Origin of the sequence: Chryseobacterium sp. Bi04, assembly GCF_918698085.1 — a bacterium.
Classification (GTDB): Bacteria; Bacteroidota; Bacteroidia; order Flavobacteriales; family Weeksellaceae; genus Chryseobacterium.
The window spans coordinates 55398-71145 of record NZ_CAKKLP010000018.1 but is presented as its reverse complement, the minus strand read 5'-3'; the positions used below and the strand labels follow the sequence as shown (position 1 = coordinate 71145).

At 36.5% G+C, this 15748-nt stretch carries 11 protein-coding genes; 10 read left to right on the top strand and 1 reads right to left on the bottom strand.

Annotation, left to right across the window (positions count from 1 at the left end; translation table 11 throughout):
- Position 1: 1 nt before the first annotated feature.
- The 7 genes from kdpC to LQV47_RS20760 all read left to right on the top strand — a co-directional run bounded on the left by kdpC (position 2) and on the right by LQV47_RS20760 (position 5965).
- On the top strand, positions 2-559 hold the full coding sequence (gene kdpC, locus LQV47_RS20790) for a K(+)-transporting ATPase subunit C (RefSeq protein ID WP_230041041.1): 558 nt from the start codon (positions 2-4) through the stop codon (positions 557-559).
- Between the two features lie 11 nt (positions 560-570).
- A complete protein-coding gene (locus LQV47_RS20785; RefSeq protein ID WP_230041040.1) occupies positions 571-1656 on the top strand; it encodes a porin in 1086 nt (361 codons plus the stop codon).
- A gap of 256 nt (positions 1657-1912) precedes the next feature.
- The gene (locus tag LQV47_RS20780) at positions 1913-3022 is read left to right on the top strand and encodes a sensor protein KdpD (protein ID WP_230041039.1); all 1110 of its coding nucleotides are present in this window, start codon (positions 1913-1915) and stop codon (positions 3020-3022) included.
- Positions 3023-3030: 8 nt separating this feature from the next.
- Positions 3031-4746, top strand: a complete 1716-nt coding sequence (locus tag LQV47_RS20775; protein ID WP_230041038.1) for an ATP-binding protein — start codon at positions 3031-3033, stop codon at positions 4744-4746.
- A 169-nt stretch (positions 4747-4915) separates the two neighbouring features.
- Positions 4916-5152: a hypothetical protein gene (locus LQV47_RS20770; RefSeq protein ID WP_230041037.1), complete on the top strand. Its 237-nt coding sequence runs from the start codon at positions 4916-4918 to the stop codon at positions 5150-5152.
- A complete protein-coding gene (locus LQV47_RS20765) occupies positions 5134-5418 on the top strand; it encodes a type II toxin-antitoxin system RelE/ParE family toxin (protein ID WP_230041036.1) in 285 nt (94 codons plus the stop codon). Before LQV47_RS20770 ends, LQV47_RS20765 begins: the two co-directional genes overlap by 19 nt.
- A gap of 82 nt (positions 5419-5500) precedes the next feature.
- The gene (locus tag LQV47_RS20760) at positions 5501-5965 is read left to right on the top strand and encodes a hypothetical protein (protein WP_230041035.1); all 465 of its coding nucleotides are present in this window, start codon (positions 5501-5503) and stop codon (positions 5963-5965) included.
- A 144-nt stretch (positions 5966-6109) separates the two neighbouring features.
- On the opposite strand, the gene ligA is transcribed toward LQV47_RS20760, so the two are convergent.
- Positions 6110-8116: an NAD-dependent DNA ligase LigA gene (gene ligA, locus LQV47_RS20755; protein WP_230041034.1), complete on the bottom strand. Its 2007-nt coding sequence runs from the start codon at positions 8114-8116 to the stop codon at positions 6110-6112.
- 240 nt (positions 8117-8356) lie between these two features.
- Here ligA and LQV47_RS20750 point away from each other — a divergent pair, with 240 nt between their 5' ends.
- From LQV47_RS20750 to LQV47_RS20740, 3 genes are all read left to right on the top strand, one after another.
- Positions 8357-11452, top strand: a complete 3096-nt coding sequence (locus LQV47_RS20750; protein ID WP_230041033.1) for a carboxypeptidase regulatory-like domain-containing protein — start codon at positions 8357-8359, stop codon at positions 11450-11452.
- Positions 11453-11605: 153 nt separating this feature from the next.
- Complete coding sequence (locus tag LQV47_RS20745) at positions 11606-12352, top strand: glycerophosphodiester phosphodiesterase family protein (RefSeq protein ID WP_230041032.1); 747 nt, start codon at positions 11606-11608, stop codon at positions 12350-12352.
- Between the two features lie 413 nt (positions 12353-12765).
- Positions 12766-15738, top strand: coding sequence for a SusC/RagA family TonB-linked outer membrane protein (locus LQV47_RS20740; RefSeq protein ID WP_230041031.1), 2973 nt, complete (start codon positions 12766-12768; stop codon positions 15736-15738).
- Positions 15739-15748: the final 10 nt, after the last annotated feature.

The following is a 15748-nucleotide window of genomic DNA, read 5'->3' as shown; positions in this document are numbered from 1 at the left end:
AATGAAAAATCATATTATTTCAGCATTCAGGCTGACTCTTGTAATGCTGGCTGTGGTAGGAATCTATTTGGTAATTGTCTACGGAGGTTCAAAAATATTACCTGCACAGGGAAATGCGGAGATTATTACCTATAAAGGACAGAAATTCTATGTAAATATCGGCCAGGAATTTAAATCTGGTCAATATTTTCAAGGGCGCCCATCCAGTGTCAACTATAATGCCGCAGGAAGTGGAGGAAGCAATAAAGGTCCCAGCAATGAAGAATATCTGGAAACGGTACAGAAGAGAATTGATACCTTAAAACTAGATAATCCGGAAATGAAAAATGCTAAAGTTCCTGTAGAACTGGCAACAGCCAGCGGAAGCGGATTAGATCCTGACATCTCGCCGGAAGGTGCTTTATACCAGGCAAAAAGAATAGCTAAACTAAGAAATCTTTCAGAAGAGAAGGTGAAAGATTTAATTAAAAACCAGACTGAAGGTCCATTCTTAGGGCTTTTCGGACCCTCAAAAGTAAATGTATTAAAGCTGAATATTGCTTTAGATCAATTAAAATAATTAGAAATAACGTGAAAAAATATATTGTTATAGGAATGCTGTTGGGTGTTTTCTTTCCCAAAGCACAATCTTCGGATTCATTAAAAATAGGAAATAAAGTTACCTTTTCTGCCTATGCAGAGCTTTTCTACACCTACGATGCTAATGAACCGGGTAATCATCTTCGTCAAAACTTTTTATATTCATACAACAGGCATAATGAAGTAAACCTGAATCTGGGTCTCGTAAAAGCCAATTATCAAAGTGAGAATCTTCGTGCCAATGTAGCTTTAATGGCAGGAACCTATGCTCAGGATAATATGGCAGCCGAACAGGAAGCCTTACGCTATGTAAATGAAGCGAATATCGGGATCAAAATATCAAAGAATAAAAATCTATGGATTGATGCGGGGATTATGCCTTCTCATATCGGTTGGGAAAGTGCCATAGGAAAGGATAATATCAATTTGACAAGAAGCCTTGCAGCAGAGAACTCTCCTTATTTTGAGACCGGAGCCAAGCTTTCCTATACTTCAGATAATGGAAAATGGTTTTTAAGCGGATTGGTACTGAATGGATGGCAGCGCATTGCAAAAGCAGAGGGAAATCAGAGTATTTCTTTTGGACATCAGGTAACTTACAAACCTAATGATAAGATTACACTGAACAGCAGTTCATTCATTGGAAATGATAAGGCAAAAGAAGAAAAAAGAATGCGGTATTTCCACGATTTGTTTGGAAGCTTTCAGCTGACGGATCAATTTTCAGCATTACTGGGGTTTGATATCGGAGCAGAGCAGAAATCCAAAGGAAGTGAGCAATATAATATCTGGTACAGCCCGAATGTACAGATGAAATATCAATTAGATCAAAAATGGACCCTAGCCGGAAGATTTGAATATTATAATGATAAAAAAGGAGTGATTATTAATTCGGGAACTCCTAATGGATTTCAGACTTTTGGATATTCACTGAATGTAGATTATGCGATCTTAAAAAACGTGATTTTCCGTACCGAGGCCAGAGGATTTACCTCTAAAGATGCTGTTTTTGTAAAAAATGGCGAAATGAAGCAGGGAAATTTCTTTGTGACAACAAGTTTGGCAGCCTGGTTTTAGAAGTTTGATGGTAAAAACGAAATAACTACAAAAAGGACAAAAGTTTTTGGAAATTTTATCCATTCAATTTGTCATTCCGCAGGACTCCAGACAAGGTAAATAAAAGTAATCAATCATAATATGATCTTTATCCTTTGAAATTAAGAGGCTGGATTTCTTCAGAATGACAAAATTGTGTTAAAATACAGGAAAGTTTTTGTCCCTTTTGTAGTTCAATAAAAATTATAATAACTTAATACTGTAAAAGCAGGAATCAATGTCATCAGCAAAACATTTTTTAGAACTGATCCAGAAATCCAGAAAAGGAAAATTCAAGATCTATATAGGGATGAGTGCAGGGGTAGGAAAAACTTTCCGGATGCTTCAGGAAGCTCAGTCCCTTTTACGGAACGGCATTGATGTAAAGATCGGCTATATAGAAACGCATGGCCGGGAAGAAACTGTGGCTTTGGTGGAAGGGCTCCCGGAAATTGCAAGAAAATCAGTTTTTTATAAAGGTAAAAACCTTGAAGAGATGGATGTTCAGGCTATTATCAATGAACATCCTGAAGTTGTTTTGGTGGATGAATTAGCTCATACGAATGTAGAAGGATCCAAAAATAAAAAGAGATGGCAGGATGTCCTTGAGATTTTGGATAACGGGATCAACGTGATCAGTGCCATGAATATTCAACATATTGAAAGTCTGAATGAAGAAGTAAAAGTAATCACAGGAGTTGAAGTTACAGAGCGCGTACCGGATAAAATTCTTGCTATTGCAGATGAAGTGGTAAACATAGACCTTACCGCTGATGAATTACTGACCCGGCTGAAAGAAGGGAAGATCTATAAAAAGGAAAAAATTCAGACCGCCTTGAATAATTTCTTTCAGAGCGGACATATTTTACAGCTTCGTGAACTGGCTTTAAAGGAAGTGGCCACTCATGTTGAACGAAAAGTAGAAACTGAAATAAAGACTGAGAATTTTAAACCGATAAAATTTCTGGCCTGTATCAGCAGTAATGAAAAAATTGCCAAAACAATCATTAGGAAAACAGCCAGACTGGCGAGCTATTATAATAGTCCGTGGACGGTCTTATATATTCAGAAGCCCTCAGAAAATCCCGAAAAAATAGCACTGGATAAACAGCGGTATTTGATTAATAATTTTAATTTAGCACAGGAATTGGGAGCGAAAGTAGTCAGGATCAAAGAAGGCAGCGTTCATAATGGAATTCTGGAGTATGTAATTGCCCATAATATAACAACAGTCTGTATCGGAAAGCCTCACGCCAGATTTTGGCAGCGCCTGTTGGGATATAGCTGGATCTATACCCTGATGAACAGATTGAATGAAAGGAAAATAGATATTATTATTTTATCTTAAAAAAAGTAATGAAACTTAAAACCAAACTTACCTTAGGCGTAGGCCTTTTATTTTTTCTGATCGTTCTGCTTTCAGTGATAGGGTCTGTGTATATCAATAAACTGAAAACTGATACTGAGAAAATCCTTACAGCCAACTATAACAGCCTGGAGTTTTCTAAGAATATGCTCCTGGCTTTGGATCATATAAGCAGCGACAGTGCGGTGGCCATTGCAGATTTTCAGAAAAACAATCAGTTACAGGAAAAAAACCTCACGGAATTCGGAGAAAAAGAAGCTACTCAGAATCTGAATTTGCATTTTAACAGTTACCTGAAAGAACCTTCATACAGTAAAGAAAAGCTGATCCGGGAAGATCTCGCCAAGATTATGTCTTTAAATATGAAAGGTATTGAAAGGAAAAGCGATATTGCTATCATCACTGCCGGTAATGCTACTTTCTGGATTGTTAGCTTGGGAACGGTATGCTTTCTGATAGCCTTTATTTTACTTTTTAATTTACCGCAAACCATTGCAGAACCTATTAATCAGCTGACATTCAGTATCAGGCAGATTGCTGATAAAAATTATAATGAAAGGGTACATTTTAAAGGAAGTGAAGAATTCAACAGCCTGGCAGAATCATTCAACACCATGGCTGAAAAGCTTCAGGAGTATGAAAGCAGTACACTTTCTAAACAGCTCATGGATAAGAAGAGGATTGAAACACTGGTAAACAATATGCATGATGCCGTGATTGGACTGGATGAAAACCATTTTATCTATATGATTAATGACGAAGCGTTGAAAATTACCAACCTGAACAAAGACGATATTATAGGCAAAACAGCTCATGAAGTTGCTGTAAACAATGATCTGATCCGGGAGTTGCTGAAAAATATTGACCATCCGGTAAAAGAACCTATGAAGATCGTCCGCGATAATAAAGAGAACTATTTTGAACAGGATATTGTTCCTATCAATATTGTGAAAACCGGGGAAAAGGAGAAAAAATATATCGGAAAGGTTATTTTACTGAGAAATATTACCCCTTTTAAAGAACTGGATTTTGCCAAAACAAATTTTATAGCTACCATTTCTCATGAACTGAAAACTCCTATTTCTGCCATAAAAATGGGCGTACAGTTACTGGGAAATCAGAAATTCGGTGAACTGAATGACCAGCAGAAAGAACTACTGAAAAGTATCAATGAAGATGGGCAGCGCTTGCTGGATATTACCGGTGAACTGCTTAATCTTTCACAGGTAGAATCTGGAAATATCCGTTTGACAATTGAAAAATGCTCCCCTAAAGAGATTGTACAGTCGGCGGTGAAAAATGTAGAAAAACTGGCAGAACAGAAAAATATCTCAGTGAATATGGAATATCTTCTGGAAGACACAGATTTTGTTGCTGCAGATTTTGATAAGACGGTTTGGGTGATGAATAACTTTCTTACCAATGCTGTGAAACACTCTTTTCAGGATGAAAATATAAAGATTTTGGTGGAAAAAATAGATTCATTTATTCAGTTCAGTATTACAGATACGGGAAGTGGTATAGATGAAAAGTACCACCGTCAGATCTTTGACCGGTATTTTCAGGTTCCTGGCGAGCACCAGAACGGAACAGGCCTCGGCTTGGCTATTTCAAAGAATTTTATTGAGAAACAGGATGGAGAAATTGGAGTAAGCAGTTCCCCTAATCATGGAAGCACATTTTATTTCAGGCTGCCTGTTTCTTAAAATGTATAATATAGTATTTAACTTTACGTTTGAATTTCAATAAAGATTTTATCAGAATTGTTAAATAACAGGATGAATTTTCATAACCTGTTAAATAAAGGTGTAAAACCCTGATTACATTGAAAATTATCTAAATAAAATTTTTAAATTTGAATGAAATTCAAACAAGATGAGCACATCAGATTTAAAACTTGATTTAATTAATCGGATCACACAATTAAAAGAAGCCAGGATTGTTGAAGAAATTCAGAAACTTTTAGATTTTGAATTGGATCAAAACGAATATACTCTTACTGACTCTCAAAAAGAAAGGATCGCTGAAGGAAGAGAGGAGTATAAAAAGAAAGCATATCTTGCTGAAGACGAAGCCAACCAGGATATAGAAGAATGGCTAAAAGAAAAGTAATCTGGACAATTAAAGCGAATAGGGAAAGAAAAGATATTCTTGAATATTGGCTTTTCAGGAATAAATCCAAAACTTTTAGTGTAAAGCTCAACAAGTTGATTCTTTATAATGTTGGATTATTAGCAGAACATCCTGGAATAGGCAGGAAAACAGATGTTGAAAATGTAAGAGTAAAAATAGTCAAAGACTACATTATATTCTATGAGTTTTCAGATACTGAATTAATTATTCTTTCAGTTTGGGACGGAAGAAGGAATGATGAATAAAATACTATTTTTATGTTTACTTATAAAATTAAATAAATTATATATATCATATTGCTATATTTGTTAAATTAAAAATTGTACAATGAAAAAAACTCTATCTCTATTAACATTGCTGTTTTTTATCGTATTAGGTATTCAGGTATCAGCTCAGGCATTTACATTAGAAAAAATTGCAGAATTCAATAAGCTTGGTATGTCTGAATTTAAAAATGAAATGAAGAAGATTAATTTCAGCTTTAATGACAAAACAGAAAGTGCAGATTTCACCCTGAACGAATATGAAAGTCCTGATCATACATTTAAAATTGGAAAATTTGTCTACACTAAAGATAAATCCCAGGACAGAATAGAGTGTGAATTTCCGGAACAGAGAGATTATCATAAGTATCTTTCAGCTGTATTAAATGCTGGTTATAAAGAGACTGGAAAAGGGGAAATTATTACAAAAGAGCCTTATGTTGATTACCAGAAAGGAAAACAGCACATCAGGTTTATTTTACCTAAAGAAAATCAGAATGGCCCTTACAGTGTTCTTGTTTTCAAATAAAATAAAATGATATATTAAAATACAAAGGCTGTGAAAGTAATTTCGCAGCCTTTATTTTAATGTAGCTCTTTTTCTACCTTAATAAATTTCTAAATGTAATTTTTATTTTATCAAATGCTAAGGTAAAAGAAAGCTTTTTTATTCTTATTGTTTTTCAATCAAATCAAGGAACTCCTGTTCATCCAGAATGGTAATTGTTCCAATATCCTGAGCTTTTTTCAGTTTACTTCCTGCTTTCTCACCTACCACCAGGAAGTTTAGGTTTTTGGAAACGGCAGAAATATTTTTTCCACCATGTTTCTCCACCATTTCTTCGGCCTGTTCTCTGGTAAATAAAGATAATTTGCCGGTAAAAAGAAAAGCTTTTCCTTCCAAAACATTGGATAAAACCTCATTGGTACTTTCTCCCTTTTCAAGCTGTACACCGTAAGATTTTAAACGTTCTATCATCAGGATATTTTCGGAATTTTTGAAAAACTCTACAATGCTTACTGCAATTTTGGCTCCGATATCCTCTACCTGGCAAAGCTCTTCTACAGTAGCGTCTTTCAGTTCTTCTATGGTAGGGAAGTTCTTTACCAGTTTCTTGGCAACTGTTTCTCCTACATGCTTGATCCCTATTCCGTATAAAACTTTTTCAAACGGAATTTCCTTGGATTTTTCAATGCCTGTGATGATATTTTGTGCTGATTTTTCTGCCATTCTTTCCAATGGGAGAAGCTGTTCTTTCGTTAGAACATAGAAATCAGCTGGATTTTCAATTAACCTTTCCCTGTAAAGCTGTTCAATGGTTTCACTTCCCAGGTTCTCAATATTTAAAGCTTTTCGGGAAACATAGTGGATCATTCTTCCTACCACCTGAGGCGGGCAGTGAAGTTCATTCGGGCAGAAATGGATCGCCTGATCTTCAATTTTTACCAACTCAGTTCCACATTCAGGGCAATGTTTGATGTATTCTATTTCTTTACTTTCTTCAGTCCTTTTTTCAGTGTTTACCGCAACGATCTTCGGAATGATTTCACCGCCTTTTTCTACATAAACGAAGTCATGCTCATGAAGGTCCAGCTTTTTGATAATATCTTCATTGTGGAGAGAAGCTCTTTTGACAATAGTTCCTGCCAGTAAAACAGGTTTAAGGTTGGCAACCGGCGTAATAGCACCTGTTCTTCCTACCTGGTAAGAAACGCTTTGAAGCTCTGTCTCTACTTTTTCAGCCTTGAATTTATAAGCCATGGCCCAGCGGGGAGATTTTGCAGTATATCCAAGCTGTCTTTGCTGCTGCAGAGAATTCACTTTTAAAACAATTCCGTCAATTTCAAAAGGAAGGTTGTGGCGCTCCGTATCCCAGAAACTGATAAACTCTTTTACCTCATCCAGGGTAGTACATAATTTTGCCTGCTGAGATGTTTTGAATCCCCAGCCATGGGCTTTTTGAAGCAGTTCCCAATGGGTTTCAGCCGGAATATCTTCAGCAATGAACTGATAGAGTACAGAAGATAAACTACGCTTTCTTACTTCTGCGCTGTCCTGCATTTTTAAACTTCCGCTTGCTGTATTTCTGGGGTTCATAAACGGATCAAGGCCTTCCTCTTCGCGCAGTTTATTGAGTTTATTGAAATTCTTTCTGGTCAGGTAAATTTCTCCACGCATAAAGAAATGCGAAGGGAAATCACCTTTCAATGTCAGGGGAATATCTGAAATGGTGCGGACATTCGGGGTAATTTCGTCTCCTTGGAAACCATCGCCCCGGGTTACTGCCTGCATCAATTTTCCGTTTTCATAAAGAATGGAAATAGAGGCACCGTCATATTTTAATTCAGCAACAAACTCTACAGGATCATTAATGGTCTTAATAATTCTTTTCTCCCAATCTTCAAGATCCTCAAAATCATAAGAATTATCCAGAGAATACATTCTGAATTTATGCTGAATAGTAGGAAAAACCTTTGTAACTCCACCACCTACTCTTACAGAAGGGGAGTTTTCATCATAAAACTCCGGATGCTTTGCTTCCAGTTCCTGAAGCTGCTGCAGAAGTATATCAAAGTCATAATCTGAAATGGTAGGCATATCCAGAAGATAATAGTTTTCATTATGCTGATGAAGCTCTTTGCGGAGCTGTTCTATTTTTTGTTGAATGTTTTCGGACATTGCGGTTCTATCTTTTGAGCAAAAATAACTAAACTAATCCCATTTAGAAAATAACATAATTAAATATTACAGGAAAATTAATATTACGTAATGTCTTTTAACAGGCTGGTTATCTAGGGGATAAATTGGCTGTTTATAATAAATTAACATAACGTTTCGATTTAATTAAAAAAATGTTAAAACTCTCTTAAACAGAAGGCTCTTAAAGTCAAAATACCTTTGCACATCTAATTTGAGGTAATGAAAAAAGTAAAGATTGTACTGGGATTATTGTTTTTAGGGTTTGGAACGCTGGCATATGCACAGACTACACAGGCTTCTATTGTAGGGAAAGTAACAGGACCGGGAAGTACGGTTCAGGAAAAAGTGAAAGTAACGATCATTAATGAATCTACAGGATTCAGAACGGAAACGGAAACCAATTCAAAAGGAGAATATATCTTTAAAGAGATTCCTCTTGGTGGTCCTTACACCGTTATTGTCAACGAGGATAAAAAAGAAGGCTATAATGTCAACTTCGGAGATCAGGTTACTGTAAACATGGATATGGGTGGAGAGAAGCACATAGAAGAAGTAGTGATTACCGGAAACCTTAAAAACAAGATCGGAAACCTTGGAGCAGCTACAGCCATTTCTGCAAAGAATATAAGTATGCTTCCGGTAAATGGGAGAAACTTCACCAATCTTACGGAACTGTCTCCTCTAAGTGGAAAGGGAGGAAATTTATCCGGACAGCTGGGCTCTTCCACCAATTTCACCATTGATGGGATGACCGCTAAAAACCCAACCTCTGCAGGTTCTACTACCAGCCGGAGCGGTGCCCCTTTTTCTATTTCTATAGAAGCAGTACGTGAATTTAAAATTACAACCAACCAATATGATGTAACATTGGGACGAAGCGGTGGTGGAACAGTAAGTGCCGTTACCAAATCAGGAACCAACAAATTTTCAGGAAGTGCCTGGGAATATTTAAGAACCAATTGGCTTTCCAGCCCATATGATATCAGAGGAAATAAGAGACAGAATGATTTCTCTACCTCTCAGTTTGGGTTTTCATTGGGTGGACCGGTCATTAAAAATAAACTGCATTTCTTTGTAGCCTGGGATCACCAACTGGATTCCAGACCATTGATTATTGCAGATATCAGATCTCAGGAAGATGAAAAAAGATTCAACACCACTACAGAAACGCTGAACAAGTTTCTGGATATTTCAAGAGCAAAATATGGGGTAGGAAACACTCCTCAGTTCGGAAGCTTTGATAAAGTGAGAAATTCAGATGCTGCATTTTTACGTTTAGACTGGCAGATTAATGAAAAGCACTTATTGACGTTAAGAAACAACTTCACTTACGATCTTAATAAAAACGGGCTTGGTGATAATACCAATATCAATTTCTTTGAATCTTACGGAAATGATAAAAACCTTGACAACAGTTTGCTATTGACTTTAAGATCAAATCTGAAGCCTAATGTGACGAATGAGCTGAAGGCTCAGTACTTATATACTTTTCAGAATAGTTATCAAAATGATGAGTTAGGAAGACCTGTGCCGAGAGCTATTGTTGAAGGAGTAGCATCAAGTGCCGGTTCTACGAATATCCAGATTGGAGGTCACCGTTTTGCTCAGGAAAGTTTCAGAAATAATGTATTCCAGATTGTAGATAATTTGTATTACAATACCGATAAAGTAAAATATACTTTCGGTGCAGATTTGATGTATACCACTTCAAAATCTGTTTATGGAAGTGAGGTAAACGGAAGATTCCACTTTAAGGAAGATCCGGATAAAAAAATAAGCAGCCTTGATAATTTTGATAATCTTAAACCTTACAGATTCTATAGAGAAGTTCCTTTAATGGATGACCCATCGGTAAGATCCAATATCTGGAATATCGGTATTTACGGGCAGTTTCAGACGAAAATTGCAAAAGGTCTTGATTTGATGGCCGGTTTAAGATTAGACTACAGCGGTTATCCGAAAGCGGAGTTCAATCAAAAGCTATTTGATGAAATGGGGATCAGAACGGATAATAAAATCAAATCATTTGTGATCCAGCCAAGATTCCAGTTTGATTGGAATATCAACGAACAAAATAAAGATTTCTTGAAGTTTGGAGCAGGAATATTCTCTTCAGATATCAACAATTATATGATTATCAATAATTTGGTATTCGATGGAAAACATTTGGCTACAGTAGATGTGGATCCTGCAACTGTTGGTCTTACTCCTGATTTTAACAGCTACAGATCAGATTATGGCAGCGTTCCTTCCCTGGCTCAGTATCAGATCCCAACGATCAACTATACAGGGAAAGATGCAAAGATTCCAATCGTTTATAAAGCCAATATTTCCTATACCCACTTCTTTAATGAAAGATTCAGAGCAGGATTGGCAGCATATATGGCTTTGGGTAGAAATAACTACTATTACTATGACAGAAATATGGTAGCTAACCCGTTCTTTACATTGGATAATGAAGGAGGAAGAGGAGTATATGTTCCTACTTCAGCAATAGATGGTGCAAAAATCGACTGGAAAAAAGGAAGAATCAATAATAATTTTGGAAGAGTATTGGAATTGGTAAGTGACGGTAAAGTGAACCAGTTCTCTTTTGTAGTGGATACCAGCTACCGTTATTGGAAAGATGGAGAAATCACGGCAAGTTATACCTGGTCTGATATTAAAGATAATACCTCATACAACGGAAATGTAGCCAATTCTGCAACATTATCCACAATGGTTCAGGGTGATCCGAGAGATTTGAGAATGACATATTCTGACAACCAGTTCCGCAATAAAGTGGTTATTTATGGAAACTCACCTACTATTGCAGGATTTACATTGGGAATCAGATATTCAGGAATCGGGGGAACACGTTTCTCAATGACAGCAGGAGGAAATATTAACGGAGACTTTGTGGATAGCAATGACCTTGCTTACATTTTCCCGAATGTTACCCAGTCTATTATTGATGATCCTAATGTAGGACAGGCCTTGAAGGATTATGTGAATGAATACAATGGTAAAATTGCAGAACGTAACGGTGGTAAGAATGGATTCTACGGAGTTTGGGATTTACGTGTAGCTAAGAAAATAAAATTTGATAAAGTAGGGGCATTTGAACTTTCTGTAGATATTTTCAACGTGGCAAACTTACTTAATAAAGAATGGGGCGTCAATGAATCCTATGGAAATACCTCAATGTACAGGATCAAAAAATTCGATCCGGTAACCAAGCAGTTTGAGTATACAAAAAATTTGAGTGGTAACGGTTTAGCCCCTTTATCTGGAAATCCGTATCAGATTCAGATTGGTGCAAAATACAGTTTCTAACAAGAAAATAATATGAACCACAAAAGGCTGAAAAATAGAGAAATGACCGAAAACAAGCGAAAAATTCTGTGTCTTTTGTGGTTTAAAACTTTTTAAAATAATTATCTTTATCCAAAAGTCTCCGGACTCGGTTTTTAATTATCAATTTATATTATGAAAAATTTTATCTTAGGATTAGCAGTTTTAAGTACAGTATTGATGAAAGCACAAACTCAGATTATCGCACACAGAGGGTATTTCCAGGCACAGCCTCCTACAACGGAGAACTCTATTACATCTTTAGAGAATGCTCAAAAGCTTAAAGTGTATGGATCTGAATTTGATGTGAGAATGACAAAAGATGGAGTGTTGGTGATCAACCATGACGAGCACCATGATAAAATGGAAATCTCTGAGACTTCTTTTAAGGAATTGGAAAAAGTAAAACTATCCAACGGAGAAAAGTTTCCTACCTTAAAAGAGTACCTTAAGCAGGGAAAAAAAGATCCGTCTGTAAAGTTAATTGTAGAGATCAAGCCTGCTAAAACTCCTGAAATAGAGAATGAGATCACTCAAAAGACGATCAAAATGATCAAAGATATGAAGTTGGAATCTCAAAGTGAATTTATTTCTTTCAGCTTAAATATTTGTAAAGAAATCAAAAAGCTTGAGCCAGCATTTAAAGTGCAGTATCTGAATGGCGAATTGTCACCGGAGCAGATCAGAAAAGAAGGACTTGACGGCATGGATTATCATTACAGTGTTTTCCAGAAAAACCCTACATGGATTGCCGAAGCTAAGACGCTGGGGCTTATTACGAATTCCTGGACAGTAAATGATACAGCTGTTTATGAGGAATTAAAAAAGCAGGGAATAGGGTTTGTTACCACTAATATCCCTGAACAATTGAAAAATAAGTAAAAATAAATATTGCAATGTGTAAAGTCTGTCTCTTCCAAAAGGGGCAGACTTTTTTGTTCTTGTTCATCAACATTAAGTTCGCTGGAATTCTAACTGGCTTTTATTTTCTGTTTGCCGTGTATTTCGTAGAGCAGCTTAGCATTAAAATAAAACATACAGGAGTTAAATTACTGTTACATAGTTGTTTATGATGTTTTGTTTTATTTTCTCAAAGACAGACAATAAAGATATGCAAACATTATCATTAAATGATATTAAAAATAATTAATTAGTTAATGTGTTGTTAATCAATGTGGTGTGTTAATGTGTTAATGAAAATTTAATATTCCATTCAATATTTTTTTAATAAATGTTAAAGTGTTGTTAAAATCTTAATCATAATGTCCTTTTAATTTTGCACAAACAAAAAGGATATGCGTAAAGAGACACAAAAGCTGTTGGTTTTGTCACTGTTAGGACTAATCAGTGTAAACCTGACAGCTCAGCAGAAATCTAAAAAAGACACTATTAAAGGGCTTGATGAGGTAGTGGTAACTGCTTTGGGAATCAAAAGGCACGACAAGTCATTAGGGTATTCTACCCAGACGGTTAAATCTGAAGAAATATTACAGACTCAAAACAATAACTGGGCAGAAGCGCTGGAAGGTAAAGTAGCAGGACTGAAAGTGCAGACAGCCGGAGCAGGTCCTCTTGGAACAGCCCGTATTACCCTCCGTGGAGACATTTCTATGAATATGGGAAATAATGATGCATTAATTGTTGTTGATGGTGTGCCGCTGAGCGGGAGAAAAACAGGAACCGGAACGGCAGCATATGGAGCGGGCTCAGGAGGAGATTTACCGATTGACTATGGTGACAGCTTCAACAGTATCAACCCTGATGACATTGAATCCATATCAATTCTGAAAGGACCTACCGCTTCTGCATTGTACGGTTCCAGAGGTTCCAGAGGGGCTATCATGATTACAACAAAATCAGGGAAAACCAAAAAAGGGAAAGTTCAGATTACCTTAAATTCATATTCAAGCTATGATACCGTTCTTAAGTGGCCGGATTATCAATATGAATACGGACAGGGAACTCAGCAAAAAGATAAAAATGGAAATTATTATTATTCTTACGGAGCTTCTGCTGACGGTATCAACACAGGTTCTACCAGCAGTGCTTTTGGACCGAAATTTGACGGACAATATTACTTTCAGTATGATCCGGCTGTAGAAGGGCAAAGTCTGGAAAGAAAACTCTGGAGACCTTATAAAGATAATATTAAAAACTTCTGGCAGGTAGGCTCTACTTACTCAAACAGCTTGTCAGTAGAACATTCTAACGAATCTACATCCTTCAGAACTTCACTTTCTTATCTTAAAAATGAGTGGATGATGCCTAATACAGGCTTCGACAGGTTGAATGCTGCTATATCCGTAGATCATAAATTGAGCAACAGGCTGAAAATGGGAACTAAAATCAACTTCAGCCAGACTAAAAGTGATAACCTTCCAGCTACAGGATATAATAACCAGTCGATCTCTTATTTTATGATTTTCCAAAATCCCAATGTAGACCTCGAATGGTATAGACCCATCTGGAAAAAGGGACAGGAGCAGGTTGACCAGATTCACCCTTTTAGCTCATATATAGACAACCCTTATCTGATTGCCTATGAAAATCTAAACAGTACAAACAAAAAGATTATTACAGGAAACGTTAACCTAAACTATCAGCTGGCTAAAAACTTTGATATTGCTTATAAGACGGGATTGGAATGGAGTAATGAGCTCCGTACACAAAGAAGACCCTGGAGCTCTGCCAATTATCTGAAAGGATATTACAGGGAGCAATACATCAGGTATTTGGATCTTAATAATGATATTCTTTTTACCTATAAAAACAAATTCGGAGATTTTGGTGTGACAGCTTCTGCCGGAGGTAACATCAAATATCATGAATATACGATGAATGATTATCGGGCTAATGGACTTAATAAAGCAGGATTGTACCAGCTATCTAATGCAACATCTTTGGAAAACAGACTGCCAAAGCCAAACGATAACCAGGTAAACAGTTTATATGCATTGGCTAATTTCAGTTATAAGGATATGATTTTCCTGGATGTGACCGCTAGAAATGACTGGAGCAGTACCCTTCCTGATCAGAACAGGTCTTATTTTTACCCTTCGTTATCATCGTCTTTTATATTATCGGATATTTTTAAACTGAAATCGGATAATCTAAATTTCTGGAAACTTAGACTGTCATGGTCGAAGGTAGGTAATGATACCTACAATTATATGCTTGAAAAATACTACGAAAATAGTGTATTCACTGGATCTGTAGAGTCTCCCTTATTGTATCCTAACCCTAATCTGAGACCGGAAATGATTACCAATGTAGAAGGAGGGATGGACTTTACGATTTTGAAAAACAGACTGACCTTTAATTTTACAGCATATCAGAATAATTCTAAAGATCAGACCATTATTATTCCTGTACTCTATGAAACCGGATATAATAAAAGAATTATCAACTCCGGAGAGCTCAGAAACAGAGGAATTGAAATGTCATTAAGCACTACTCCCATTAAAAATAAAAACTTCTCCTGGAATGTAAATGCCAACTGGTCAATGAACCGGAATAAGATTCTTTCCCTTCCGGAAGAATTTAATGGAATACCTTACACGATGGCGAGTGTGGGAGGCGTGGTTTATTACAATGCTGTAGTGGGAGGTTCACTTGGAGATATGTATGGTTATGGCCTGATGTATTCTCCGGATGGACAGGTGATTTATGGTACAGATGGATTAACAGCAAAGCCAACCGAAATGAAAAAAATAGGAAATGCCTATCCAAAATGGAGAGCAGGGCTTCAGAATGAGTTTAAATATAAAAATATTACAGTTAGTTTCTCATTTGACGGACAGTACAAAGGGATTGCTTACTCACAGTCGCATCATAAAATGTCTGAACAGGGAAAACTTACCCATACTCTTGTAGGAAGAGATAACCCGGGTGGGCTGATTGTAGGGAACGGAGTAGTTCAAAATCCGGACGGAAGCTTTTCTCCGAATACAAAAGGAGTTCCTGTTTCTTCCTATTATGGAGATTATTACAGAAGAGCCAATGTAGAAACCAATTCATTTGACACTTCGTTCATTAAGCTAAGAGATGCCAGAATCTCGTATTCCTTCCCAAAATCTATTACAGAACCATTAAAAGTTACAGATATCAGCCTAGCTTTATTTGGAAGAAACCTTTGGATGTGGACAAAATTTCCATTATTTGATCCGGAAGCCGCTACCCTTGACGATTCTACCATTACACCGGGAGTTGAAATCGGACAGCTGCCTTCAGCCAGAACAGTTGGAATTCAGTTAAATGTTAAATTCTAAAAATTTTAAA

Excerpts from the sequence above, each read along its gene's own strand:
- LQV47_RS20740 (WP_230041031.1), top strand. The coding sequence starts at position 12,766 with ATGCGTAAAGAGACACAAAAGCTGTTGGTTTTGTCACTGTTAGGACTA.
- LQV47_RS20775 (WP_230041038.1), top strand. The coding sequence starts at position 3,031 with ATGAAACTTAAAACCAAACTTACCTTAGGCGTAGGCCTTTTATTTTTT.
- LQV47_RS20760 (WP_230041035.1), top strand. The coding sequence starts at position 5,501 with ATGAAAAAAACTCTATCTCTATTAACATTGCTGTTTTTTATCGTATTA.
- LQV47_RS20765 (WP_230041036.1), top strand. The coding sequence starts at position 5,134 with ATGGCTAAAAGAAAAGTAATCTGGACAATTAAAGCGAATAGGGAAAGA.
- kdpC (WP_230041041.1), top strand. The coding sequence starts at position 2 with ATGAAAAATCATATTATTTCAGCATTCAGGCTGACTCTTGTAATGCTG.
- LQV47_RS20770 (WP_230041037.1), top strand. The coding sequence starts at position 4,916 with ATGAGCACATCAGATTTAAAACTTGATTTAATTAATCGGATCACACAA.
- ligA (WP_230041034.1), bottom strand. The coding sequence starts at position 8,116 with ATGTCCGAAAACATTCAACAAAAAATAGAACAGCTCCGCAAAGAGCTT.
- LQV47_RS20780 (WP_230041039.1), top strand. The coding sequence starts at position 1,913 with ATGTCATCAGCAAAACATTTTTTAGAACTGATCCAGAAATCCAGAAAA.
- LQV47_RS20745 (WP_230041032.1), top strand. The coding sequence starts at position 11,606 with ATGAAAAATTTTATCTTAGGATTAGCAGTTTTAAGTACAGTATTGATG.
- LQV47_RS20750 (WP_230041033.1), top strand. The coding sequence starts at position 8,357 with ATGAAAAAAGTAAAGATTGTACTGGGATTATTGTTTTTAGGGTTTGGA.